The following is a 24507-nucleotide window of genomic DNA, read 5'->3' as shown; positions in this document are numbered from 1 at the left end:
GTCTCGGGATGCAACTGCCCCAACAACGCTGTGCTTGGTATTTGAGCTGTTGATGCGTCCCTACCAGGACGCACCATTTTTAGTGAAATGGAAACCGGGCAACCGGCGTCCAAATGCATTGACCTGATTACCGTCAGGTCCCGCCCAGTCAGCGGCTTCATCTCCGCCGACAGGGTGGGATGTCGTTTGTATTCTCCTCTGTTCTCGAACAGGGGATCTCGCTAACAGACACGTGCGAAAGCTCGGTGTGTCATTGTTTGTCCTCGTCAGTGTCATCGATGAGGGTAGTGAACCTGCTGTACGACCAGCAGTAGCCTAGGAGAACATGCGCCACTGGTAACGGTGGGGTCTGAAGCTTCTCCGACAATGCGTCCCCCGGAAGTTCGGGCGGTAGATCGTTGTGAAACGACCAACTGGAGACTCCTAGCAGCAAGGGGGTTGAGGGGCTAGGCTGATTGATAAGGTTAACTTTAGTGAACCACTGATAAACCTCGTGATAAGGACCGTGCCTAAGCTGCTAACGGGCACAAGCCAAAACGGTACGCGGTCGGATAACTCGCTGAAAGCACGGGTTACGTCGTCAAGAGACCGCCGGGGAATAGGTGGAACCTAAGTCAATCGTGTGACACGCCGGGAACGTGGTAAGCCCGTATGGTTGCCTGCGGAACACTGCAGGCAGGCGGACCGCAAGGAACGCTGTTGACCGTGCGGGTATGGGAGGACGGAAAAAGCGAAGGGTGTCCTGTAACGGGACGCATAGGGGTTGGAACATTACCCCACGCGAAAGCGGGCAGACTTCCGTCTGGTCTACCGTCGCAAGACGGCTGACTACCCTCTAGCGGAAATTGTGATTGCTGGCGGCTTCTAAGTCGTCAGTGTTGTTCTTACCCCGTTGCGGGAGCAAAACGCTCCCGCAAGGGTCGTGTTGCTCTTCGCGCGGGATTCACTTCTTCGAGCGGGAGAGCAGCATGAAAGTATCTGTCCGAAAGGATGGGTCTGCGCTTTCACACGCGCCGGACAACTGGTACGCCGTAGATTGGCGGAGGGTTGAGCGGAACGTGAGAGGGATGCAGATTCGAATTGCGAAGGCGACGCGGGAAGGTGACTGGCGCAGGGTGAAAGCCTTGCAACGGATGCTAACCCGCACGTTGTCCGCAAAGCTGTACGCGGTACGACGTGTTACGCAGAACCAGGGTGCGCGAACGGCTGGAGTCGATCGCGAACTATGGGATTCGCCTGAAAGCCGATGGGCAGCTGTCGGCAGGTTGACGAGGCGCGGATACAAGCCTCTGCCATTACGGAGAGTCTTTATCCCCAAGGCCAATGGGAAAGAACGCCCTCTGGGCATTCCGACCATGCGAGACAGGGCGATGCAAGCCTTGTATCTGCTGGCTTTGGAGCCTGTGTCGGAATCTACGAGCGATCCGAACTCGTATGGGTTCAGGCTAAACCGCTCGACGGCCGACGCCATGTCCCAGATCTTCGTCACCATGTCCAAACGGGTTTCGGCCCAATGGGTACTGGAGGCGGATATCAAAGGATGCTTCGACTACATCAATCACAACTGGCTGGTTGATCGTGTCCCGATGGACAAGGGAATCCTCCAGAGGTGGTTGAAGGCTGGCCTGATTCACAAGGGGCAGCTACAGGCGACGGAGGCCGGTACGCCACAGGGAGGGATTATCTCCCCGACGCTGGCTAACGTGACGCTGAACGGGCTAGAGCGTGAACTGATAGAGCATCTCGGTGCGAAATTGGGGATCGTGAAGGCGAAGAAGCTGAAAGTGAATGTGGTGCGATACGCGGACGATTTCGTGATTACTGGCGACTCGAAAGAGGTGCTGGAAAGCGAAATCCGACCTTGGGTGGAGGCGTTCCTCGCGCAGCGGGGTCTGCAACTGTCCGAGGAGAAAACGCGGGTCGTGCACATTGACGAAGGCTTCGATTTCCTAGGGTGGAATTTCCGGAAGTACTCGGGAAAGCTACTCATCAAACCGAGCAAGAAGAACGTGAAGACGTTCTATCGCAAGGTTGCGGAAACCATCAGCGGTAACAAGACGGTTAAGCAGGAGGAACTGATCCGCCTGTTGAACCCGATGCTACGAGGCTGGGCTCAGTATCACAGTCCCGTAGTCGCCAAGCAGGCATACACGCGTCTGGAGCATCTGATTTTCCGGAAGCTCTGGCGATGGTCGAAGCGCAGGCATTCAAACAAGAACGCTGACTGGGTGCGAAAGACGTACTTCCACACCGTAAGCGGGCGCGATTGGGTGTTCTCTGCACCCGTGGTTTACGAAGACGGCAGAAAAGGGTTGCTGGAGCTGTACCAGCTGAGCGGTACAGAAATCCACCGGCACAAAAAGATCAAAGGCGGATTTGATCCCTTTGATCCGATGTGGGAGCAGTACGGCGAGCAGTTGCGGCAGGAGCGCATGTGGGATTCGATGCGTTACCGCAAGCAATGGGCCAAGTTGTACATGTCGCAAGGCGGGTTATGTGCGCATTGTGGCTGTGCTCTGACGGACGAAACCGGCTGGCATGATCATCACCTGGAGTACCGGGTGCATGGCGGCACAGATGCTTTGTCCAACCGGGTGCTGTTGCACCCACACTGTCACCAGCAGGTGCACGCTGGGAAAGTTGCGGTAACTAAGCCGGTTCCATTACAGTGATGTGATGGGGCTTTGATTGGAATCAATGTAGGCTTGAGCCGTATGCGGGGAAACTCGCACGTACGGTTCTTAGGGGGGTGCTCTTCCGAAAGGAAGGGCGCCTACCCTCCATGGTCGTCAAACTCGTGATCTAACAGCGGGGAACCCTGATACATGGCACGCAAGTGGCAACGCATGAAAGGCGTGCTGATCGGTGCTGTTACGCTGTGCGCTTTATCCGGCCCCGTGCCTGGCGCGTTTGCGCGCGACTCCACGACACTCGCCGATTCGAACGCACAGTTGCAGGGCACAATCGCGTTGGCGCAGTTGCCAGGCGAAGCGGTCAATACATTGAACTTGATTGCCGCAGGCGGGCCTTACCCGTATGAGAAGGACGGCATCGTATTCGGCAATCGCGAACGGTTGCTGCCGGCCCATCGGCGCGGCTATTACCACGAATACACCGTTCCCACGCCTCGCTCACGTAATCGCGGGGCGCGTCGCATCGTCTGCGGAGGTCCGCTGAAGCGAACCGACAATTGTTACTACTCGGACGACCACTACACCAGTTTTAATCGTATTGTTGAATGACATCGGGATGAACGGCATGAGCGACAACGTCTACGCGCACGACTCCGGAGTCGCGACGGATCTTTTCGCGGCCGGCGACGGCAATCTGTTCCAGCGCGTCATGCAGATGCGAGCCGGCGATCAGGGCCGCGAGAACCAGAGCGAAGCAGCAGGCACTGTGGTTTCATCGAACGAGGAGCCCATGAGTCTTTTCAAGACCGTACGACCGAACATCGTACAGTCGATCCGCGCGTTCCGCGTGCAGGATCTGGCCGAAGAGGCCCACCAGCTCGGCCAGCATTTTCTGTATGCGTATTGCGCCAATGCGCAGTCCAAACAGGAAGTGCTTGAAACCATCGCGACGTCGTTCCTGTTTCCGAAACATTTCGGCAAGAATTACGACGCGCTCTACGACTGTTTGACCGATCTGGTTCATAAGGCGGGTGCGCAGCCGGGCTTCGTGATCGTGCTCGAGCAGTTGCCAGTCGCCCAGAAGTTCGACAAGGAAGGGCGCGAGACGCTGCTGGACGTGTTCCGCGAGGCCGCCGAGTTCTGGGCCGAGCGCAAAGTGGCGTTCCGTGTGTTTTACTCGTTCGCCTGATGTTTGAGTTGGAGTTTTAGCCTGGGTGTTGCCAGTTCAGGCTAAATGAGAAAGGCCCGCCAGTCGGCGGGCCTTTGCTTTTGCCGCTGCGCCAATGCCGGCATGAGTTGCCGCTTTCGATCAGATCAAGCAAGGTGGCACGTGCGGCGGCCAGGCGGCTTACCAGCCGCCCCAGCCCGCGGCCAGCGCCGAGAGCACTGCGATGCCGGCGGTCTCGGTGCGCATGACGCGCGGACCAAGACCGACGGCAGTGAAACCATGATCGGTTGCGGCCGCTTCTTCAGCGGCGGAGAAGCCGCCTTCCGGTCCGACCAGCACCGTCACGCGCCCTTGCGGCGGCTCGGCGGGCAACGCGGAAAAGCTGATGCTCGCGCGCGGCGACAGCAGAATGCGCAAGTCGCCCTCTTCAGGCGTGCGAGGCATGGCGCCCAGCCAGGTGGCGATTTCGCGCACCGGCATGACTTCCGGCAGCCGGTTGCGCCCGCACTGCTCGCACGACGCCCGCACGATGCCTTGCCAGTGCGCATGCCGCCGCTGCGCGCGCTCGCCGGAGAGACGCACGACGCTGCGCGTGGTGGTGAGCGGCACGAAGGCAGATGCGCCGAGTTCGACGGCTTTTTCGATCAGCCAGTCCATCTTGTCGCCGCCGGCGATACCCTGCGCCAGCGTGAGACGATACGGCGCTTCCACTTCGATGTTGCGGAATTCACGAATTCTTACCTTGGCCGACCGACGTTCGACCTCGACGAGTTCGGCGCTGTATTCGCCGCCTTCGCCGTTGAAAAGAACGATCGAATCGCCGGGCTGCAACCGCAGCACGAGCACATGCCGAACGACGTCATCGGGAAGCTGCATGATGTCGTCGGACTGGAGAGGCGTACCGACGAAGAAACGTGGCATCAGGAAAATACTCATTGGTTCACGAAAGGTGGCGAGCGAGCGCCCAGCGGTAGCCGTCCAGATCTTCGACCTGGGCGAAGCGGTCGCCCCAGAACTGATCCTGTGGCTCGCTCAGCGATTTTGCGCCGGCGGCCAGCGCCCGCGCGTAAATCGCGTCGACATCGTCGACATAGACATAGAACGATTGCGGTGCGATTGCGCCCGCGCTTTTGGGTGTTTTCGCCGCCGAGCCGAACGCGCCTTCCGGTGCGAACATCACGATCAACTGGTCTTGATAGGTCATCTCGACATGCATCACTACACCGTCGTCCTGAACACTGTCGCGAACTTCGAAGCCGAACGCCGCAGTAAAGAACGCGGACGCGGCACGTGCGTCGCGCACCGTCAGATAGGGGGTCAACCAGGGCACACCGGCTGGGCGGAAGGCGGTCATGGGATTCTCCGGATCTAAGGGGTTGGCGGGGCACAGGCTGCGAGCCCGGGCGGATGGTCGCGTATCGGTGTGCCGATAGTGCAGTCCGACGGAACCGTGCATTTTGCCCACGCGTTAGCTTGCTGGCTTTAAGAATTGACTTAGTTTATCGCGCACCGCGCGGGATGCCGAGAACAGTCCCGCGTGCATGGCCGCGTCGTAATGCATCAGGGCGTCGATTCGGCGTGCATCGAGGCGCTCTGTGAGCGTATCGGCAGAGAGGGCGGCAGGGTCGAGCGTGTCGCTCGCCGTCGCCATCATCCAGAGCGAGCCGTACAGCGGAATAAACGTATTCATGGTGCGGACGACGGCGAACGCCGCGCGCAAGTCGTCGAGCAGGCGCGCGATGCGCCCGGCATGAAAATACGGCGAGCCGAGATGCACGGAGACCACGGCGATCGGGCTCATGACCCGCTTGAGCTGCTGATAGAAGTCTTGCGTGTAAAGACCGGCGGCGGGCGAATCGGGCGGCGTCAGGTCGAACACGACGAGATCGAACTGCGCTGGCGCGGCGTTCGCGACGTAATGCGCGGCGTCGCCGATCACGAGCTCGACGCGCGGATCGTCGAAGGCGCCGCCGTGCACTTCGGGCAGATGCTCGCGCGTCAGGCGCACCACTTCGGCGTCGAGTTCCGCCACCACGATCCGTTCGATGCCCGCGTGCCGCAACAGTTGCCGCGCGGCGCCACCGTCGCCGCCGCCCAGCACGAGCGCCGCTTTCGGCAACGGATGCGCCAGCGCGGCCGGATGCACCATGCATTCGTGATAGATGAACTCGTCGCCGGTGGACGTCATGGGGCGGCCGTCGAGCGTGAAGAGCCGGCCGAGCTGCGGCGTGTCCCAGACTTCTATCCGCTGGTAAGGCGATACGACTTGCGCCACGCGCTTCGCGTGCGGAAATCCGTAGACGGCATCGGGACTCGGTCGGAACAGCAGCGGAGCGCTCACGGTTGGCGGGCTCCGTGCGGAGCGCGGTGGGTTAAGGTTGTGCAATTGTAAAGGGCGAAGCACGGCGCGGCCCCGGCGCATGCATCGAGCCGCATGACCAGGCGGCTTTCGGGTCGGGAGGCCGGCAACGATCTGTTAGAATGTCACGCTTTCAGCCTTGTCCGTTTGCTCTGCCCGTTTCGCGTCTCCTGGCGCCGCACCGTGCGCCCGAGTGAGCTGGCATTCGAGCATCCGGGCCTCAAGCGCACACCGCTTTCTGACTCTGTCTCCGGACTCGACATGACGACCCCGTCTCCCGCACCCACTTCCTTGATGGCCAACGCGATCCGCGCGCTGTCTATGGACGCCGTTCAAAAAGCGAATTCCGGCCACCCCGGCATGCCGATGGGCATGGCCGAAATCGGCGTGGCTTTGTGGTCGCGTCATCTGCGCCACAACCCGAAGAACCCGCAGTGGGCCGATCGCGACCGTTTCGTGCTGTCGAACGGCCACGGCTCGATGCTGCTGTATTCGCTGCTGCACCTGACCGGCTACGATCTGCCGATCGAAGAGCTGAAGAACTTCCGCCAGATGCATTCGAAGACGCCGGGCCACCCGGAATACGGCATCACGCCTGGCGTCGAGACGACCACCGGCCCGCTCGGCCAGGGTCTGGCGAATGCGGTCGGCATGGCGCTCGCCGAGTCGCTGCTCGCCACCGAATTCAACAAGCCCGACGCAACGATCGTCGACCACCACACGTACGTGTTCGTCGGCGACGGCTGCCTGATGGAAGGCATCTCGCACGAAGCCTGCTCGTTGGCGGGCGTGCTGAAGCTGAACAAGCTGATCGCGTTCTACGACGACAACGGCATCTCGATCGACGGCGAAGTGGTGCACTGGTTCCACGACGACACGCCCAAGCGCTTCGAAGCGTACGGCTGGAACGTGATCCCGAACGTGGTCGGCCACGACGTCGACGCGGTCGACGCAGCCATCAAGCAGGCCAAGCAATCCGACCGGCCCACGCTGATCTGCTGCAAGACGGTGATCGGCGAAGGCGCCCCGACCAAGGCCGGTAGCCATGATTCGCACGGCGCGCCGCTTGGCGACAAGGAAATCGCGGCCACGCGCGAAAAGATCGGCTGGAAGTGGGAGCCGTTCGTGATCCCGCAAGAAGTCTATGCAGCGTGGGACGCGAAGGAAGCCGGCGCACGCAACGAATCCGAGTGGGACAAGGCGTTTGCGGCGTACGCCGCCAAATATCCGCAGGAAGCCGCTGAATTCACGCGCCGCAACGCGAAGCAATTGCCCGCCGACTGGAAGGAAAAGGCCAAGGCGATCATTGCCGGCGCGAACGAGCGCGCGGAAACTGTCGCGACGCGCAAGGCCTCGCAACAGGCTATCGAAGCTTTGTCGGCCGTGCTGCCGGAACTGCTCGGCGGCTCCGCCGACCTGACTGGCTCGAACCTGACCAACTGGAAGGCCGCCAAACCGGTGCGCGTGAACGCCGAAGGCAAGGCTGCCGGCAACTACGTCAACTACGGCGTGCGCGAATTCGGCATGAGCGCCGCGATCAACGGCGTCGCGCTGCATGGTGGCTTCAAGGCGTTCGGCGGCACGTTCCTGACGTTCTCGGACTACAGCCGCAACGCACTGCGTGTCGCCGCACTGATGAAAGCGCCGTCGATCTTCGTGTTCACGCACGACTCGATCGGTCTGGGCGAAGACGGCCCGACCCACCAGTCGATCGAACATGTTGCGAGCCTGCGTCTGATTCCGCACCTGCAAGTGTGGCGTCCGGCTGATACCGTCGAGACGGCGGTGGCCTGGACCCATGCGGTCGAACATCACGGCCCGTCGTGCCTGATCTTCAGCCGTCAGAACCTGCCGTTCTCGGAGCGCACCGACGCGCAGATCGCCAACATCGAGAAGGGCGGTTACGTGCTGCGCGACTGGAACGACGAGATCGTCGCGCGCAAGATCATCCTGATCGCCACCGGTTCGGAAGTCGAACTGGCGCTGAACACGGTCGAGCCGCTGGCGCGCGAAGGCATCGCGGCGCGCGTCGTGTCCATGCCGTCAACCACCGTGTTCGACAAGCAGGACGCCGAATACCGCGAACGCGTGCTGCCGCAAGGCGTGCGCCGCGTCGCGATCGAAGCGGGTGTGACGGATTTCTGGCGCAAGTACGTGGGTCTGGAAGGCGGCGTGGTCGGCATCGACACGTTCGGCGAATCGGCCCCGGCTGGCGTGCTGTTCAAGCATTTCGGCTTCACCGTCGAACACGTGGTAGAGACGGCAAAAGCCGCACTCGGCTGATCCTGGACAAGCGTTGCCGTTCGCGTGCGAACGCGCGGCAACGCTGTCAGTCAGACGAACCTGGAAGTATTTTTTCAGCCATCAGGAGATAGACCATGACGATTCGCGTCGCAATCAACGGCTACGGCCGTATTGGCCGCAACACGCTGCGCGCCTTCTATGAAAACGGCAAGAAGCACGATATCGAAATCGTCGCCATCAACGATCTCGGCGATGCCAAGACCAACGCTCACCTGACGCAATACGACACGGCGCACGGCAAGTTCCCGGGCGAAGTGTCGGTGGACGGCGACTACCTGGTTGTCAACGGCGACAAGATCCGCGTGCTGGCCAACCGCAACCCGGCTGAACTGCCGTGGGGCGAGCTGAACGTCGACGTCGTGATGGAATGCACGGGCTTTTTCACGACCAAGGAAAAGGCCAGCGCGCACATCAAGGGCGGCGCAAAGAAGGTGATCATCTCGGCGCCGGGCGGCAAAGACGTCGACGCCACGATCGTCTACGGCGTGAACCACAACGTGCTGAAGGCCTCGGACACGGTGATCTCGAACGCATCGTGCACGACGAACTGCCTCGCGCCGCTCGTCAAGCCGTTGAACGACAAGATCGGCCTCGTGAACGGTCTGATGACCACGATCCACGCGTACACGAACGACCAGGTTCTGACGGACGTGTACCACGAAGACCTGCGCCGCGCGCGCTCGGCCACGCACAGCCAGATCCCGACCAAGACCGGCGCGGCATCGGCGGTCGGCCTGGTGCTGCCGGAACTGAACGGCAAGCTGGACGGCTACGCGATTCGCGTCCCGACGATCAACGTGTCGATCGTCGATCTGTCGTTCATCGCCGCGCGCGACACGACGGTCGAAGAAGTCAACGCGATCATGAAGGAAGCGTCGGAAGGCTCGCTGAAGGGCATTCTCGGCTACAACCAGGCACCGCTGGTGTCGATCGACTTCAACCACAACCCGGCTTCGTCGACGTTCGACGCCACGCTCACCAAGGTGTCGGGCCGTCTGGTGAAGGTGTCGAGCTGGTACGACAACGAATGGGGCTTCTCGAACCGCATGCTGGACACGGCTGTGGCGCTCGCCCACGCGAAGTAAATCACGGCGCTTCGTGCGCTATGCCCGCCAAAGCCGGCTTTGAGCCGGCGGTGGCACAGGGCAAGCAAAGCCGCTCTACGGAGCGGCTTTTTTACGTCTGCGGCTGGGCCGGCGGAGTTGGGAAATAGACGCCGGCGCGCTGCGCGGCGTTCGAAATATGCGTCTCGATGGCTCTGCCGGCTGCGGCGGAATCGCGCGCCTTGAGCGCGTCCAGAATCACACGGTGTTCGTTGTACGTGGACAGTACCAGTTCGCGCCGGTAATACGGCATGCGCTGGCTTTCCTTCATGATCTCCGCGCTGCTGCTCAGAATCGACTCGATCGCCGCGTTGCCGGCAATGCTGACGATCCGCATGTGGAAGTCGTAGTCGAGGCGCGCGGCTTCGTCGAGTTCGTCGCACGCGAGCGCCGATTGCATGGCCGTGATGTTTTCTTCGAACCAGGCGAGGTCGGAATCGCTGACCGCAAGCGCCGCCATGCGCGCGATAAAGCCTTCCAGCGCGAAGCGCATCTGATAGGTATCCGGCAGCGACGACTGCTCCGAGAAGCGCCACGATTGCGCGGCCGATGCCTGCGCGCTTTCCACATAGACGCCCTTGCCCGGTCGGATCACCAGCAGGCCGAGCGCTTCGAGCGTGGACAGCGCTTCGCGCAACGAAGCGCGGCTGATCGCGAGTTCCTCGGAAAGCTGGCGCTGCGCCGGCAGCAGACTGCCCACGGGATAAACGCCCGCTTCGATCCGTTCGCGGATGGTCGCGATCGCGGCATCGGTAACGGTATGCGGGACGTTTTTCATGATGGGCTCACTTTAAAGTGCGGTCTGACCAGCATTGTAATACGCGGTCCGAACGCTCGTGCGGCTTACCGTTCATCGCCGCGCATCCGGTCTGAAAGCGCTGTAAAAACAGCGGGTAAACACTGTTCCATGAACCCTTGACGCCAGTATATCGGCTTCCTACTATTCGACATAACAGCACTGGTCGGACCAGTCTGAACAGGTGGGAATCGCAACCAGGAGGAAGCCGTGTTGAAATTTTTCAATTCGCTGTTTGGCCGGGTCGTCATAGCGCTGGTGGCGGGTATCGTGATCGGCGCTGTGTACCCGCATTTCGCCCAATCGCTGCGCCCGCTCGGCGACGGTTTTCTCAAGCTGATCAAGATGGTGATCGGTCCAATCGTGTTCTGCGTCGTGGTGAGCGGCATGGCGCATGCCGGCGACTTGCGCAAGGTGGGGCGCGTCGGCCTGAAGGCCGTGATCTACTTCGAGGTGATGACGACGATCGCGCTCGTGATCGGCGCAATCCTGGCGTACGTCACGCGCCCCGGCGTCGGCATGAACATCGATCTGCGCTCGCTGGATCCTTCGTCGCTCTCGACTTACACCGAAAACGCGAAGAGCCTGAAGGACACGGCCGGCTTCCTGCTGAAGATCATCCCCGATACGGCGATCAACGCGTTCGCTACCGGCGACATCCTGCAGATTCTCGTGTTTTCGGTGCTGTTCGGCTCGGCGCTGTCGCTGCTCGGCAATAAGGCGCAGCGCGTGAGCAGCCTGATCGACGAACTGTCGCAGGTGTTTTTCCGCGTGATGGGTTTCATCATCAAGCTCGCGCCGCTCGGCGTGCTCGGGGCGATCGCCTTCACCACTGGCACGTACGGCGTCGAGTCGCTCAAGCAACTCGGCATGCTGGTGCTCGTGTTCTACGTGAGTTGCTTCGTGTTCGTGGCCGTGGTGCTGGGCGTGGTCATGCGGCTCGCCGGCTTCAGCATCTTCAAGCTGATCCGCTATCTGCGCGAAGAACTGTCGATCGTGCTCGGCACCGCTTCGTCCGATGCCGTGCTGCCGCAGATCATGCGCAAGCTCGAATGGATGGGCGTCAAGGATTCGACCGTCGGGCTCGTCATTCCGACCGGCTACTCGTTCAATCTCGACGGCTTCTCCATCTATCTCACGCTCGCAGTGATTTTCATCGCGCAGGCCACCAATACGCCGCTGTCCGTGCATGACCTGATCGTGGTGGTGCTGGTTTCGCTGGTGACGTCGAAGGGCGCGCACGGCATTCCCGGCTCGGCCATCGTGATTCTGGCCGCGACGTTGTCCGCGATTCCGGCGATTCCCGTGCTCGGCCTCGTGCTGATCCTGCCGGTCGACTGGTTCGTCGGCATTGCGCGCGCGCTCACCAACCTGATCGGCAACTGCGTGGCGACGGTGGTGGTCGCCGTGTGGGAAAACGATATCGACCGGGCGCGCGCGCATCGCGTATTGAACCGCGACGAGGCGTTGCGCTACGTGCCGGCCGGTGAAGACGCCGAACCCGCCGCGGGCGAACACGCTCCGGCCGTCTGAACCTGAGAAACCGTATCTGACTCCGCGCGCCAACGCAGCGCGCTTTCTGCGCCGGCAGAGGCAGCATAACCCGGCTCTCCTTCACTTTTTCGCCGCCTGACCGAGACTAGAGACTATGGCTAATCCGATCCTCGACCCCAACGCTCCCGCTTTCACCCGCCGCTATATGAACCTCGCCGACCCGCGTTTGGGCGCGAAGGCGCTCTTTGCCAGCGACGAATTCTTCGCGCCGAAAGAACGCATGCTCGAGCCGCAACCGGCGGTGTTCATTCCCGGTAAGTACGACGACCACGGCAAGTGGATGGACGGCTGGGAAACCCGCCGCAAGCGAACCACCGGTCACGATTACTGTGTGATCCGCCTCGCGCGCCCGGGCGTCGTGCACGGCGTGGATCTGGATACGAGCCACTTCACCGGCAACTTTCCGCCGGCCGCATCGATCGACGCCTGCTACGTGGAAGGTGATGTGCCGCCCGACAACGCCGACTGGCAAACCCTCGTGCCGGCGACCACGCTGCAGGGCAACCAGCACCACTATGTCGATGTGAACGACACGCGCGCGTTTACCCATCTGCGCGTGAATCTGTACCCGGACGGCGGCCTCGCGCGCCTGCGCGTGTACGGTCAGCCGAAGCGCGATTGGGAGCGCGTGGAGCGCGGGACGCTGCTGGATCTGGCCGCCATCGAGAACGGCGCCTATCTGGTCGCGGCGAACAACCAGCATTTCGGGCCGGCCTCGCAGATGCTGATGCCGGGCCGCGGCGTCAACATGGGCGACGGCTGGGAAACTCGCCGCCGCCGCGAGCCGGGCAACGATTGGGCGATCGTCGCGCTGGCGCGGCCGGGCGTGATCCGCAAAATCGAAGTAGATACGGCGCACTTCAAGGGCAACTTCCCGGACCGCTGTTCGCTGCAAGCCGCGTCGGTGACGGGCGGCACGGACGACTCGCTCGTCACGCAAGCCATGTTCTGGCCGGTGCTGCTCGGCGAACAGAAACTGCAGATGGACCACGTCCACACCTTCGCGGACGATCTCGCGTCGCTGGGCCCGGTCACGCATGTGCGTTTCAATATCCTTCCGGACGGCGGGGTGTCGCGCCTGCGCCTGTGGGGCGAAATCGCATAACGGAGCGGCGTCGATGAAGACATTGCAGATGGAACGGCTCACGCGCGCGGCCTTCGCACCGTTCGGCGACGTTATCGAGCTGGACGGTGCGCGTCATTTCGCCATCAACGGCGGGACGACCGAGCGCTATCACGACCTCGCTTGCGTCGACGTGATGGAAAACGGCGGCCGGCCGTTGATCAACCTGTTTCGCGCGCAGCCGCGCACGCTGCCTGTCGAAATCACGATGATGGAGCGGCACCCGCTCGGTAGCCAGGCTTTCATTCCCTTGAAGGCGGCTCGCTATCTGGTGGTGGTCGCACCGGCCGGCGAATTCGACCCGGCGCGGATGCGCGCTTTCTGGACCGATGCATGGCAGGGCGTGAATTATGCGAAAGGCGTCTGGCATCACCCGTTGCTCGCACTCGATCAGGTGAGCGATTTCGTGGTGGTGGATCGTGGCGGCGAGCAGCCCAATTGCGACGAATTGTCATTGGCGCAGCCGTGGCGGTTGACGTTCGAAGCGAACGCCGAACTGGTGGAATAGCGGCATAAGCGCCCGCGCACGAGCGCTGCCGCAAACAAAAAGCCCGGCCGATTCGCATCGGCCGGGTCTTTTTTTGCCCACCGGACCGCGCACCCCAGCGCGGCCGATATCGCGTCAGTGCTTGCGATGCGGGCAGTTTTCCTTGGTGCAGGCGCCGTACAAAGCCAACGCGTGCTCCTGCAGCTTGAAGCCGCGTTCCTTCGCGATGGACTGCTGACGGGCCTCGATTTCGGAGTCGAAAAATTCTTCGACGAGCCCGCAATCGAGACACACGAGGTGGTCGTGGTGCGACCCCTCATTCAGTTCGAACACCGCCTTACCCGACTCGAAATTGCTGCGCGAGAGCAGGCCGGCCTGCTCGAATTGCGTCAGCACGCGATACACGGTTGCAAGCCCGATATCGAGTTCTTCGTGCAGCAGGTTGCGGTAGACGTCTTCGGCCGTCAGGTGGCGCACCGGGCTGTGCTGAAAAATCTCAAGGATTTTGAGGCGCGGAAGGGTCGCCTTGAGCCCGATATTCTTGAGATCGGTTGGATTGGTCATGACAAGGGATCCCTAGAGTACAATGCTGGGCTCTCATAGTAATGTGTTTTTGGCGTTCTGGTCATCTTCGATGGAATGAAACTCGCGCGGCTCGTCAGCGGGCCCGCACGGTGAGTGAAATGATTTCAAAATCTCAATTGATCTACCGGGGGAGCCGCATGCGGGGTACCTTGATCGCTGTTGCGACTGTCGCGGTTCTTGCCGGATGTTCCACTTACGACAGCCTGACACAGCGCATTGCCCAAAGCATCACGCCGTACCGGATCACGGTAGTGCAGGGTAATTTCGTTTCGAAAGAAGCGGCGGCGCAGATGCAGGTCGGCCTGACCCGCGCGCAGGTCAAGCAATTGCTCGGCACGCCGCTGCTGGCCGACATGTTCCACGCGGACCGCTGGGACTACGTGTTCTATTTCAAGCGCGGCTCGACTAACGTCGTGCAGCAGCGCGACTTCGTGATTCTCTTCGCAGGCGACCGCGTCGCCAGCTGGTCGGGTGGCGAAGATCTGCCGTCCAACCTCGAGTTGCTGGCTGAAATCGACGGCGACAAGCTGGGCAAGAAGAAGGCCGCGGCCGCCGTGGCGACCAGTGCCAGCGGTGCGAGCGAGGCCGCCTCCGCTGCGGCGCCGGTCACGCTGGACACCACGCGTTCGCCGTCCGTCGCCGGCGCAGCCGCAGCGGCGGTGCCGTCCACGGACGCCAACGCGGAAGCCGCGCAAGCCGCCAATCGTGCGACCAATGCGGTGCAGTTGTCGCCCGCGCGTCCGTCCGTGCCGAGCGCGCCGACCGCCAACGGCGGCGGCATCCCGCAGCAAAGCCCCACGGGCAATGGGCAGCCGCAGTTCCAGTTCCATCGTCCGCCGCCGCCGCAGAATCCGGGTACGGACAACAGCAATCCGGTAGGCCCGACGGGCCCGCAGAGCAGCAACGGCGGCCCGACGTACAACACGCCGTTGACCTCTTCGCCGGCTTCGGGAACGGGCGGCTAATCGCGCTGTCCCTGTCTTAAGGCTCACGCTTAAGACGGGCGCCGCGCACGGGCAACGCGGTGTGCGGCGTCCGTGCGGCTCTCTGCCTGTTTCAGTCATGCGCGGCGCACGGGTGCTGCCCGCCGCCGCTTTCGCCCGCCTTTGCCGGGTTTTGCCTTTTCGAACCCTCGTAGCCATGAAAATTGCCATTGCTGGCGCATCGGGCCGTATGGGCCGCATGCTCATCGAAACTGTCCTCAACGATGCCGACGCTACGCTGTCCGGCGCACTCGACCGCGTGGGCTCCCCGCAGCTCGGTCAGGACGCGGGCGCATTTCTCGGCAAACAGACGGGCGTCGTGCTGACCGACGACATCGAGCGCGTATTCGCCGAATCCGACTACCTGATCGACTTCACGCGCCCCGAAGGCACGCTGGTGCATCTGGAAGCGGCGCAGCGTCACAAGGTGAAAATGGTGATCGGCACGACCGGCTTCGACAACGAGCAGAAGGCGCAACTGCGCGCCGCGGCGGACAGAATCGCCATCATGTTCGCGTCGAACATGAGCGTCGGCGTGAACGTCACGCTGAAGCTGCTCGAATACGCCGCGAAGCATTTCGCGACCGGCTACGACATCGAAATCATCGAGGCGCATCATCGTCACAAGGTCGATGCGCCGTCCGGCACGGCATTGACGATGGGCGAAGTGATCGCCCACGCGCTCGGTCGCAATCTCGACGACTGCGCGGTCTACAGCCGCGAAGGCGTGACCGGCGAGCGCGATCCGTCCACCATCGGTTTTTCGGCGATTCGCGGCGGCGATATCGTCGGCGACCATACGGTGCTGTTTGCGGGCATCGGCGAGCGCATCGAGATCACGCACAAGTCGGCGAGCCGTCTGTCGTATGCGCAAGGCGCGCTTCGTGCTGTACGTTTCCTCGAAGGCCACGCAACCGGCTTTTTCGACATGCAGGACGTACTTGGCCTGCGTTGAACGCTGAGTTGAACGTATTCTGAGCGGATGTCGGGGCGCATTGCGTTTCCCGGCGCGCTCGTGCAATCACTACTCCACGGCGAGGTCAGATGGCAGGCAGCAGCGGCATCATCCATTACCTGCAAACCAGCGACGCGATCACGCATGGCGTCGCTTACGTGCTGCTGGCCATGTCGATTGCTAGCTGGTGCTTTCTGATCGTCAAAAGCTGGATACTCACTCGCGCCAAACGTCAGGCCACGCGCGCGATTGCCCAGTTCTGGCAGGCGCCCACGCTGTCCGAAGGCGTCGCGGCGTTAAGGCGCACGGACCGCGAGCGGGTTTTCACGCCACTTGCGGAAGCGGCGCTTCATGCGGCTGAAGTGGACATTCCGGGTGCGCTGTTGGCCCGCGTCGAACGTGGCGAGCGGGTGCTGCGGGCGTTGCGCCAGGCGCTCAGTGCGTCGCAGCGGCGGCTCGAATTCGGCCAGGTTTTGCTGGCCTCGGTGGGCAGCACGGCACCGTTCGTCGGCTTGCTCGGCACCGTGTGGGGCATCTATCACGCGCTCGGCAGCATTGCGGCGAGCGGTCAGGCGCAGATCGAAAACGTCGCCGGGCCGGTTGGCGAGGCGCTCATCATGACCGCTTTCGGCCTCGTGGTGGCGATTCCGGCGGTGCTGGCGTACAACGTGCTCGGCCGGCTGGTGCGGCAGTTGTCGGAGGAGCTCGACGGCTTCGCGCACGATCTGCACGCCTACGTCTGCGCGCCGGCGGAACAGGCGCAGGCACCCGCGCGCGCCCCGCAGATCTCGACGCACTAGGCGCGCCGCTCAGGCAGAAGGAGGCGACATGGCATTCGGCGGACTCGACAAAAAGCAGGCGGCCGCGCCGATGGCCGAGATCAACATGACGCCGTTGATCGACGTGATGCTGGTGCTGCTGGTGATTTTTATCATTACCGCGCCTTTATTCACGCATGCGATCCGGCTCGATTTGCCGAAAGTCGCCGCCGCGCCCGCGCGCCAGACGCCGCAAACCATTTCCCTTTCCATCGACGCCGCCGGCAAACTCTACTGGAACGGCACTGTCATCACGCTTGAGCAGATGCGCACGCGCTTCGCACAAGCGGGAAAGCAGAGCGACCAGCCGGAGATCCATCTGAGCGCCGAGCGCTCCACGCGCTACGAAGTGATCGCGCAGGTCATGGGCGCGGCGCAGCAGGCGGGCCTGGAGCGGATCGGCTTCGTGACCGACCCGCCGCCGCCCGCTGCCAGGCCCTAGGCGTGCTGTGTCTGGCGGGACGGCCGCTCATCATGCCGCCGCAGTTCCTGGATTGCGCGCGAGCCCCCATCGCAGTGCGGGGCGCTGAGACCTGCCGAGCCCGCCATGCTGCGCCCCAGGCCGACCGGTCGTTACGCGTACTACGCGCGCGGCGTACCCGTCCGCGGACGGTATAATCAGCCCTTTCCCCCGCAGAAGGGGAATCGACGCCATTTCATCCAGCAGAGCACCAGGCCCGGTGCGAAAGCACCGAACCCAGCGATCCCATCACACCATGCACGAAAAATACGTTCCCTCCGACGTCGAATCCGCCGCGCAAGGGCAATGGCGCGCCATCGACGCGTACAAGACGACGGAAGTCACCGACAAGCCCAAGTTCTATTGCGTCTCGATGCTGCCGTACCCGTCGGGCAAGTTGCACATGGGTCACGTGCGCAATTACACGATCAACGACGTGATGTACCGCTATCTGCGGATGAACGGCTACAACGTGCTGATGCCGATGGGTTGGGACGCGTTCGGCATGCCGGCGGAAAATGCGGCGATGGCCAACAACGTGCCGCCGGCCAAGTGGACCTACGACAACATCGCTTACATGAAGAAGCAGATGCAGTCGATGGGCCTCGCGATCGACTGGTCGCGCGAAGTCGCGACCTGCAGCCCGGACTACTACAAGTGGAACCAGTGGCTGTTCCTGAAGATGCTGGAAAAGGGCATCGCGTACAAGAAAACCGGCACCGTCAACTGGGATCCGGTCGATCAGACCGTGCTCGCCAACGAGCAGGTGATCGACGGCCGCGGCTGGCGTTCGGGTGCGCTCGTCGAAAAGCGCGAAATCCCGATGTACTACATGCGCATCACGCAGTACGCGGACGAACTGCTGAACGACCTCGAAGGCCTCGGCTGGCCCGAGCGCGTCAAGATCATGCAGCAGAACTGGATCGGCAAGAGCTTCGGCGTGAACTTCGGCTTCCCGTACGAAATCGACGGTGAACAGAAGCTGCTGCGCGTGTTCACTACGCGCGCCGACACGATCATGGGCGTCACCTTCTGCGCGATCGCCGCCGAGCATCCGCTCGCCACGCGTCTCGCGAAAGACAAGCCGGAACTGCAGGCCTTCATTGAGGAATGCAAGCGCGGCGGCGTGGCTGAGGCCGACGTCGCGACCATGGAAAAGAAGGGCATGGCCACCGGCTTCTACGTCACGCATCCGCTGACGCAGGAACAGGTCGAAGTGTGGATCGGCAACTACGTGCTGATGAGCTACGGCGAAGGCGCGGTGATGGGCGTGCCGGCTCACGACGAGCGCGACTTCGCGTTCGTGAAGAAATATGGTCTGCCGGTCAAGCAGGTGGTCGCGGTCGAAGGCAAGGAATTTTCGACCGAAGCCTGGCAGGAATGGTACGGCGAGAAGACCGGCACGCTGATCAACAGCGGCAAGTACGACGGCCTCAACTACGAACAGGCAGTGGACCAGATCGCCGCCGACCTGAAGGAACTGGGCCTCGGCGACAAGCAGATCACGTGGCGTCTGCGTGACTGGGGCGTGTCGCGCCAGCGCTACTGGGGCACGCCGATTCCGATCATCCATTGCCCGAAGTGCGGCGACGTGCCGGTGCCGGAAAAAGATCTGCCGGTGGTGCTGCCGGAAGACCTCGTGCCGGACGGCACGGGCAATCCGCTCGCCAAGTCTGAAGCGTTCGTGAACTGCACCTGCCCGACCTGCGGCGGCGCGGCCAAACGCGAAACCGACACGATGGACACCTTCGTCGATTCGTCGTGGTACTTCTACCGCTATGCGTCGCCGGGTGCGAAGACCATGGTCGACGAGCGCACCGACTACTGGGCGCCGATGGATCAGTACATCGGCGGCATCGAGCACGCGATTCTTCACCTGTTGTACTCGCGCTTCTGGGCGAAGGTGATGCGCGACCTCGGGCTGATCAAGTTCGGCGAGCCGGCCAAAAATCTGCTGACGCAGGGCATGGTGCTCAACGAAACCTACTATCGTGAAAACGAAGCGGGCAAGAAGACCTGGTACAACCCGGCCGACGTAACCGTTTCGTTCGACGACAAGGGCCGCCCGGTCGGCGCGATCCTCAACGAGGACGGCCAGCCGGTGGTGCTCGGCGGTGTCGAGAAGATGTCGAAGTCGAAGAACAACGGCGTCGATCCGCAACTGCTGATCGATCAGCACGGCGCGGACACCGCGCGTCTGTTCGTGATGTTCGCCGCACCGCCGGAGCAGTCGCTCGAATGGTCCGGCTCGGGCGTGGAAGGCGCGAGCCGCTTCCTGCGCCGCGTGTGGAGCTTCAGCCAGACCAACGAAGCCGCATTGCGCCAGGGCGGCAGGTTCGACGCCGCGCAACTGAGCGACGTCGAGAAAGTCTTGCGCCGCGAAATCTACACCGTGCTGAAGCAGGCCGACTTCGACTATCAGCGTCTGCAATACAACACGGTGGTGTCGGCGGCGATGAAGATGCTCAACGCGCTCGACAGCGCGAAGGGCGCCCGCCCGGCCGTGCTGCGCGAAACCTGCAGCGTGATGCTGCGCGTATTGTATCCGGTCGTGCCGCACCTCACGTTCCAGTTGTGGCGGGAACTCGGTTACGCCGACGAGCTCGGCTCGCTGCTCGACGCGCCGTGGCCGAAGGTCGACGAGAAGGCGCTGGAGCAGTCCGAGATCGAACTCGTGCTGCAGGTGAACGGCAAGGTGCGCGGCGCGATCACGGTGGCGAAAGACGCCTCGCGTGAAGCGATCGAACAGCTCGCGGCCGCTCACGAGATGGTCGCGAAGTTCAGCGAAGGCAAGGCGCCCAAGAAGATCATCGTGGTGCCGGGGCGCCTCGTGAACGTGGTGGTGTGAGGACCGACGAAGAAATGACAGCAGGCAGGACGCCGTCGCGTGCGGCGGCGCTCTTGCCCGCTGCGGAATCTACTGCGAACCAGGAGCCAATGTGACTCGCAGATCGTTTTTGACGCTGGCTTGCAGCGTGCTGATGTTGTCCGCCTGCGGCTTCCAGTTGCGCGGTCAGCAGGACTACGCATTCAAACGCCTCTTCATCGCCGGCGGTTCGCCGGCGGCGGCCGCGCGCTTGACGCGTATCGTGCAAGGCGGCAGCGACACGGTCGTGGTCACTTCGGTCGCGAATGCCGACGCCACGTTGCAGATCACCGAAGGCCGTGGCATCAACACGCTGACGCTGAATTCGCTGGGTGCGGTCGAAGAGTATGGATTGAATCTCTCGATGACCTATTCGCTGACCGCCAAAGACGGCACGCTGCTGATTCCGTCGAGCGTGATCGCGCTGAACCGCGCGATGACCTATAGCGATCAGTTTTCGCAAGCGAAAGCCGCCGAGAGCGACATTCTCTTCGCCGATATGGAAAACGACGCGATCGACCAGCTCTCACGCCGCCTGTCGGTCGTGCGTTCTATGCATCCGGCGCCGGGCCAGGAAGTGCCGGGAGTCGTGCCGCGCGCGCCGTTGCCGCCGCCGCCGCTGTGAGCGTCGTGCTTCGTTCAATGTGCCGCACCTGTTCAACCTTGCCGATCGGTAGCCATGCAACTGCGACTTGACGCGCTCGAAGCGCATCTCGCCAAGGGACTCGCCGGACTGTACGTCGTGTACGGCGACGAGCACCTGCTCGCGCAGGAAGCGTGCGACCGCATCCGCGCCACCGCGCGCGCGGCCGGCTTCACCGATCGCTCGGTGTTCACGGTGGAGCGCGGCTTCGACTGGAGTTCGCTGCTGGGCGCGAGCCAGTCGATGTCACTGTTCGGCGACCGTCAACTGGTCGAATTGCGCATTCCGTCGGGCAAGCCCGGCAAGGAAGGCGCGGACGCGCTGAAAGCGCTGGCCGCTGCCGTGAATGAAGATGTGCTCACCATGATCACGCTGCCGCGGCTCGACGCGGCCACGCAGAAGTCGGCGTGGTTCACGTCGTTGTCCGACGCGGGCGTCGCGTTGAAGATCGATCCGGTCGAGCGTGCGCAGTTGCCCAATTGGGTTGGCCAGCGGCTCGCGGCGCAGGGTCAACGCGTGGCCGCCGGTGAAGAAGGGCGGCGCGCGCTGGCTTTCATCGCCGAGCGTGTGGAGGGCAATCTGCTCGCCGCGCATCAGGAAATCCAGAAGCTGGGGCTGCTGTATCCGGCCGGGTCGCTGAGCTTCGAGCACGTTCAGGACGCCGTGCTCAACGTCGCCCGTTATGACGTTTTCAAGTTGAACGAAGCGATGCTGGCCGGCGACGTCGGCCGTCTGTCGCGCATGCTCGACGGCTTGCGCGGAGAAGGCGAGGCCGCGGTGCTGGTGCTGTGGGCGGTGGTGGAAGAAGTCCGCACGCTGCTGCGGATCAAACGCGGCGTCGCGGCCGGCAAGCCGCTCGCGATGCTGGTGCGCGAGAATCGTGTTTGGGGGCCGCGCGAACGGTTGATCGGCCCGGCGTTGTCGCGTGTCAGCGAAGGCACGCTGGAAAAGGCGCTTGCGCTGGCGGCGCGGCTCGATCGGCAGGTGAAGGGTTTGTCGGGCGGCACGCCGGGTAATCATCGCAACGATCCGCCGCCTGATCCGTGGGATGGCCTGTTCGAATTGGCCATGACGGTGGCGGCGCCGAAAACGTCGCCCGTGCCACCGCCACGACCTCGGCCCGGGACTGCTGCACCGGCACGAAGGCCGGCCTGAACGGCAACGCCAGGCCAGCCGGCAGCTCTTGAGGGCGCTTGTGGGTTGGTCTTAAGGCGCTCTTGAGTCGCTTCGCAATGCGCTCCTGAGTCGCGAGTGAACCGGCAAGCCCGCTACCTTCACCGTGCGCCGGCGTGAAGCGCAACCCGCCCGGCGGCAAGCAAAGCGCCTTCGCCCGACTTACAATCGTTGAATCATTCGCTCATTCTGTCCGTCCGCCGCACCTCAATGGGCGCGGCACCACGAGAATTTCCATGGATATCGACCAGTACATGACCGACCTCGGCCGTCGCGCCCGCCAAGCATCGCGGGCCATGGCGCGGGCGTCGACGGCGGCGAAGAACGCCGCGCTCGCAGCCGTCGCCGAGGCGATCGAGCGTGACGCGGCCGCGCTGAAAGAAGCGAATGCGCGCGACGTCGCCAAGGCTCGCGAGAAAGGCCACGATGCCGCGTTCATCGACCGTTTGACGCTGTCGGACAAAGCGCTGAAGACGATGGTGGAAGGCTTGCGGCAAGTCGCCGCGCTGGCCGATCCGATCGGCGAGATCAGCAATCTGAAGTACCGGCCGAGCGGCATTCAGGTCGGTCAGATGCGCGTGCCGCTCGGCGTGATCGGCATCATCTACGAATCGCGTCCGAACGTGACGATCGACGCCGCGGCGCTTTGCCTCAAGTCGGGCAACGCGACCATTCTGCGCGGCGGTTCCGAAGCGCTCGAATGCAATACGGCGCTGGCGAAGCTGATCGGCGAAGGTCTGGAAGCCGCCGGATTGCCGCAGGACGCCGTGCAAGTGGTGGCCACCTCGGATCGCGCGGCGGTCGGCAAGCTGATCACCATGACCGAATACGTCGACGTGATCGTGCCGCGCGGCGGCAAGAGCCTGATCGAGCGCCTGATGAACGAAGCGCGCGTGCCGATGATCAAGCATCTCGACGGCATCTGCCACGTGTACGTCGACGATCGCGCGGACCTGACCAAAGCGCTGACCGTCTGCGACAACGCCAAGACGCACCGCTACGGCACCTGCAATACGATGGAAACGCTGCTGGTCGCGCGCGGTGTGGCGGCCCAGGTGCTGCCGCCGTTGGGCAAGCTGTATCGCGCCAAGGAAGTCGAACTGCGGGTGGACGCCGCGTCGCGCGCGGTGCTGGCGGATGCGGGCGTGGGTCCGCTCGTCGATGCGACCGAAGAAGACTGGCGCACCGAATATCTCGCGCCGGTGCTGGCGATCAAGGTGGTGGACGATCTCGATGCGGCGATCGAGCACATCAACAAGTACAGCTCGCAGCACACCGACGCGATCGTCACCGAAGACCACGATCGCGCGATGCGCTTCCTGCGCGAAGTGGACTCGGCGAGCGTGATGGTCAATGCGTCGACACGGTTTGCCGATGGTTTCGAATTCGGTCTGGGCGCGGAGATCGGCATTTCGAACGACAAGCTGCATGCGCGCGGTCCGGTGGGACTCGACGGGTTGACGTCGATGAAGTACGTCGTGCTCGGGCACGGCGAAGGCCGTCAATAAGGGCGCCTTCGCGGGCTCGTTCTTCGCCTGAGGCGCGCTGATACGCGCGCTTCTCTTTACGCCAATACGCTGTACAAGGATCGTCGATGCTTTGGGTCAAAACGTTTCATATCGTTCTGGTTGCTTCGTGGTTCGCCGGCCTGTTCTATCTGCCGCGCATCTTCGTCAATCTGGCGATGGAAACGGAACCCGCGGCCACGGCGCGTCTGTTGACGATGGCGCGCAAGCTGTTTCGCTTCATGACGTTTATCGCGGTGCCGGCGCTCGCGTGTGGGCTGTGGCTGTGGTTGGTGATTGGCATCGGCAGCGGGCAGGGGTGGATTCACGCGAAGGTTGGTGTGGTGGTGCTGCTGATCGGTTATCACGCGTATTGCGGTGTGTTGTTGCGGACTTTTGAGCGCGGTGAGAATCGCCGGTCGGACAAGTGGTATCGGATGTTTAATGAGTTGCCGGTGCTGGGGATGTTGGCGGCGGTGGCGTTGGTGGTGATCAAGCCGTTTTGACTCACGCATGCGCGAGCGGTTGCTGCGTTGGTTGGGTTGCAGGTTTGGATTCGTAGAAAGGCGGTTTGCCGGATTCGGCAGACTGCCTTTTTTATTGTTGGTGCTGATGTGCGACGTGTTGTCTTAGGCTGAACGGCCAGAGCGGTGGTGAGGCTATATTGGGACGGCCAAAGCGTGTGGGCGCTGATTTATAATTTCCGAACCACCGGCACCAACCGGTGGTCTGGTTTAGCAGCCAGTGCCAAAAACCGCACACCCGCCCAGGCGGGCGTGCGTCTGCCTCTGCACGTCTAATTTCAATGGGCGGGCCGTGGTGGGGAGCCGAAAGGCTCGCCGGTATGTTTTTGGCCCGGTCTGCTATACATGGACGCCCCCAGTTTGCACAGCCGTCATTCGGTGATCGTTAGCAGATGAAGGATTGCAGCCATACATCCGGACTTGTGAGGACTTGCCTCTGTCCCTGATGGAATGTGCAGATCGGTTTCT

General features: G+C 62.6%; 22 protein-coding genes. 17 read left to right on the top strand and 5 right to left on the bottom strand.

The window, feature by feature from the left end:
* Positions 1-968: 968 nt before the first annotated feature.
* From ltrA to NE850_RS27955, 3 genes are all read left to right on the top strand, one after another.
* Positions 969-2672, top strand: a complete 1704-nt coding sequence (ltrA, locus tag NE850_RS27965) for a group II intron reverse transcriptase/maturase (protein ID WP_310699687.1) — start codon at positions 969-971, stop codon at positions 2670-2672.
* 153 nt (positions 2673-2825) lie between these two features.
* The gene (locus tag NE850_RS27960) at positions 2826-3242 is read left to right on the top strand and encodes a ribonuclease (protein WP_007180378.1); all 417 of its coding nucleotides are present in this window, start codon (positions 2826-2828) and stop codon (positions 3240-3242) included.
* A gap of 16 nt (positions 3243-3258) precedes the next feature.
* Complete coding sequence (locus tag NE850_RS27955; RefSeq protein WP_007180379.1) at positions 3259-3822, top strand: barstar family protein; 564 nt, start codon at positions 3259-3261, stop codon at positions 3820-3822.
* Between the two features lie 159 nt (positions 3823-3981).
* On the opposite strand, the gene NE850_RS27950 is transcribed toward NE850_RS27955, so the two are convergent.
* From NE850_RS27950 to speE, 3 genes are all read right to left on the bottom strand, one after another.
* The gene (locus NE850_RS27950; RefSeq protein ID WP_007180380.1) at positions 3982-4722 is read right to left on the bottom strand and encodes a 16S rRNA (uracil(1498)-N(3))-methyltransferase; all 741 of its coding nucleotides are present in this window, start codon (positions 4720-4722) and stop codon (positions 3982-3984) included.
* Positions 4723-4741: 19 nt separating this feature from the next.
* Entirely contained in the window at positions 4742-5155 is a 414-nt protein-coding gene (locus NE850_RS27945) for a glyoxalase/bleomycin resistance/extradiol dioxygenase family protein (protein ID WP_007180381.1), read from the bottom strand.
* A gap of 114 nt (positions 5156-5269) precedes the next feature.
* Positions 5270-6142: a polyamine aminopropyltransferase gene (speE, locus tag NE850_RS27940; protein ID WP_310699686.1), complete on the bottom strand. Its 873-nt coding sequence runs from the start codon at positions 6140-6142 to the stop codon at positions 5270-5272.
* Positions 6143-6421: 279 nt separating this feature from the next.
* Between speE and tkt the strand changes: the two genes are divergently transcribed.
* Together tkt and gap are read left to right on the top strand one after the other, a co-directional pair.
* Positions 6422-8443: a transketolase gene (gene tkt, locus NE850_RS27935; RefSeq protein ID WP_165187076.1), complete on the top strand. Its 2022-nt coding sequence runs from the start codon at positions 6422-6424 to the stop codon at positions 8441-8443.
* A 95-nt stretch (positions 8444-8538) separates the two neighbouring features.
* Positions 8539-9549 (top strand): type I glyceraldehyde-3-phosphate dehydrogenase, encoded by a 1011-nt coding sequence (gene gap / locus NE850_RS27930; RefSeq protein WP_007180384.1) that lies wholly within the window; start codon positions 8539-8541, stop codon positions 9547-9549.
* A gap of 91 nt (positions 9550-9640) precedes the next feature.
* Here gap and NE850_RS27925 read toward each other — a convergent pair whose 3' ends face one another.
* Complete coding sequence (locus NE850_RS27925; protein ID WP_007180385.1) at positions 9641-10345, bottom strand: FadR/GntR family transcriptional regulator; 705 nt, start codon at positions 10343-10345, stop codon at positions 9641-9643.
* 228 nt (positions 10346-10573) lie between these two features.
* Between NE850_RS27925 and NE850_RS27920 the strand changes: the two genes are divergently transcribed.
* The 3 genes from NE850_RS27920 (at position 10574) to NE850_RS27910 (ending at position 13548) form a co-directional block, all read left to right on the top strand.
* On the top strand, positions 10574-11896 hold the full coding sequence (locus NE850_RS27920; RefSeq protein ID WP_007180386.1) for a C4-dicarboxylate transporter DctA: 1323 nt from the start codon (positions 10574-10576) through the stop codon (positions 11894-11896).
* A 115-nt stretch (positions 11897-12011) separates the two neighbouring features.
* Positions 12012-13022, top strand: coding sequence for an allantoicase (gene alc, locus NE850_RS27915; protein WP_165187068.1), 1011 nt, complete (start codon positions 12012-12014; stop codon positions 13020-13022).
* A 13-nt stretch (positions 13023-13035) separates the two neighbouring features.
* Positions 13036-13548, top strand: a complete 513-nt coding sequence (locus NE850_RS27910) for an ureidoglycolate lyase (RefSeq protein ID WP_165187065.1) — start codon at positions 13036-13038, stop codon at positions 13546-13548.
* Between the two features lie 114 nt (positions 13549-13662).
* Here NE850_RS27910 and fur read toward each other — a convergent pair whose 3' ends face one another.
* Positions 13663-14091 (bottom strand): ferric iron uptake transcriptional regulator, encoded by a 429-nt coding sequence (gene fur, locus NE850_RS27905; protein ID WP_007180389.1) that lies wholly within the window; start codon positions 14089-14091, stop codon positions 13663-13665.
* 158 nt (positions 14092-14249) lie between these two features.
* On the opposite strand from fur, the gene NE850_RS27900 reads away from it, so the two are divergent.
* The 9 genes from NE850_RS27900 to NE850_RS27860 all read left to right on the top strand — a co-directional run bounded on the left by NE850_RS27900 (position 14250) and on the right by NE850_RS27860 (position 24021).
* Positions 14250-15077: an outer membrane protein assembly factor BamE gene (locus NE850_RS27900; protein WP_007180390.1), complete on the top strand. Its 828-nt coding sequence runs from the start codon at positions 14250-14252 to the stop codon at positions 15075-15077.
* A gap of 175 nt (positions 15078-15252) precedes the next feature.
* Positions 15253-16050 carry a 4-hydroxy-tetrahydrodipicolinate reductase gene (gene dapB / locus NE850_RS27895; RefSeq protein WP_007180391.1) on the top strand — a complete coding sequence of 266 codons (798 nt, stop codon included), beginning with the start codon at positions 15253-15255 and terminating at the stop codon, positions 16048-16050.
* Positions 16051-16139: 89 nt separating this feature from the next.
* Positions 16140-16850, top strand: a complete 711-nt coding sequence (locus NE850_RS27890) for a MotA/TolQ/ExbB proton channel family protein (protein WP_007180392.1) — start codon at positions 16140-16142, stop codon at positions 16848-16850.
* Positions 16851-16878: 28 nt separating this feature from the next.
* Positions 16879-17310 (top strand): biopolymer transporter ExbD, encoded by a 432-nt coding sequence (locus NE850_RS27885; protein ID WP_165187060.1) that lies wholly within the window; start codon positions 16879-16881, stop codon positions 17308-17310.
* A gap of 274 nt (positions 17311-17584) precedes the next feature.
* On the top strand, positions 17585-20176 hold the full coding sequence (leuS, locus tag NE850_RS27880) for a leucine--tRNA ligase (protein WP_007180394.1): 2592 nt from the start codon (positions 17585-17587) through the stop codon (positions 20174-20176).
* Positions 20177-20267: 91 nt separating this feature from the next.
* Positions 20268-20819, top strand: coding sequence for an LPS assembly lipoprotein LptE (gene lptE / locus NE850_RS27875; protein ID WP_007180395.1), 552 nt, complete (start codon positions 20268-20270; stop codon positions 20817-20819).
* 54 nt (positions 20820-20873) lie between these two features.
* Positions 20874-21992, top strand: a complete 1119-nt coding sequence (holA, locus tag NE850_RS27870; protein ID WP_165187057.1) for a DNA polymerase III subunit delta — start codon at positions 20874-20876, stop codon at positions 21990-21992.
* 254 nt (positions 21993-22246) lie between these two features.
* Positions 22247-23518 (top strand): glutamate-5-semialdehyde dehydrogenase, encoded by a 1272-nt coding sequence (locus NE850_RS27865; RefSeq protein WP_165187055.1) that lies wholly within the window; start codon positions 22247-22249, stop codon positions 23516-23518.
* Positions 23519-23604: 86 nt separating this feature from the next.
* On the top strand, positions 23605-24021 hold the full coding sequence (locus tag NE850_RS27860; protein WP_007180398.1) for a CopD family protein: 417 nt from the start codon (positions 23605-23607) through the stop codon (positions 24019-24021).
* The last annotated feature ends 486 nt before the right edge of the window (positions 24022-24507 follow it).

This window comes from Paraburkholderia sp. USG1 (assembly GCF_031570135.1).
GTDB classification, from domain to species: domain Bacteria; phylum Pseudomonadota; class Gammaproteobacteria; order Burkholderiales; family Burkholderiaceae; genus Paraburkholderia; species Paraburkholderia dioscoreae.
The sequence above is the reverse complement of the archived record's forward strand: the minus strand, read 5'-3'. Positions and strand labels throughout refer to the sequence as shown.

Coding starts and splice junctions, on each gene's coding strand:
- NE850_RS27900 (WP_007180390.1), top strand. CDS start 14,250: ATGCGGGGTACCTTGATCGCTGTTGCGACTGTCGCGGTTCTTGCCGGA.
- gap (WP_007180384.1), top strand. CDS start 8,539: ATGACGATTCGCGTCGCAATCAACGGCTACGGCCGTATTGGCCGCAAC.
- NE850_RS27910 (WP_165187065.1), top strand. CDS start 13,036: ATGAAGACATTGCAGATGGAACGGCTCACGCGCGCGGCCTTCGCACCG.
- dapB (WP_007180391.1), top strand. CDS start 15,253: ATGAAAATTGCCATTGCTGGCGCATCGGGCCGTATGGGCCGCATGCTC.
- fur (WP_007180389.1), bottom strand. CDS start 14,091: ATGACCAATCCAACCGATCTCAAGAATATCGGGCTCAAGGCGACCCTT.
- holA (WP_165187057.1), top strand. CDS start 20,874: ATGCAACTGCGACTTGACGCGCTCGAAGCGCATCTCGCCAAGGGACTC.
- NE850_RS27885 (WP_165187060.1), top strand. CDS start 16,879: ATGGCATTCGGCGGACTCGACAAAAAGCAGGCGGCCGCGCCGATGGCC.
- leuS (WP_007180394.1), top strand. CDS start 17,585: ATGCACGAAAAATACGTTCCCTCCGACGTCGAATCCGCCGCGCAAGGG.
- NE850_RS27925 (WP_007180385.1), bottom strand. CDS start 10,345: ATGAAAAACGTCCCGCATACCGTTACCGATGCCGCGATCGCGACCATC.
- NE850_RS27865 (WP_165187055.1), top strand. CDS start 22,247: ATGGATATCGACCAGTACATGACCGACCTCGGCCGTCGCGCCCGCCAA.
- NE850_RS27890 (WP_007180392.1), top strand. CDS start 16,140: ATGGCAGGCAGCAGCGGCATCATCCATTACCTGCAAACCAGCGACGCG.
- NE850_RS27960 (WP_007180378.1), top strand. CDS start 2,826: ATGGCACGCAAGTGGCAACGCATGAAAGGCGTGCTGATCGGTGCTGTT.
- ltrA (WP_310699687.1), top strand. CDS start 969: ATGAAAGTATCTGTCCGAAAGGATGGGTCTGCGCTTTCACACGCGCCG.
- NE850_RS27955 (WP_007180379.1), top strand. CDS start 3,259: ATGAGCGACAACGTCTACGCGCACGACTCCGGAGTCGCGACGGATCTT.
- NE850_RS27860 (WP_007180398.1), top strand. CDS start 23,605: ATGCTTTGGGTCAAAACGTTTCATATCGTTCTGGTTGCTTCGTGGTTC.
- tkt (WP_165187076.1), top strand. CDS start 6,422: ATGACGACCCCGTCTCCCGCACCCACTTCCTTGATGGCCAACGCGATC.
- NE850_RS27950 (WP_007180380.1), bottom strand. CDS start 4,722: ATGCCACGTTTCTTCGTCGGTACGCCTCTCCAGTCCGACGACATCATG.
- alc (WP_165187068.1), top strand. CDS start 12,012: ATGGCTAATCCGATCCTCGACCCCAACGCTCCCGCTTTCACCCGCCGC.
- NE850_RS27945 (WP_007180381.1), bottom strand. CDS start 5,155: ATGACCGCCTTCCGCCCAGCCGGTGTGCCCTGGTTGACCCCCTATCTG.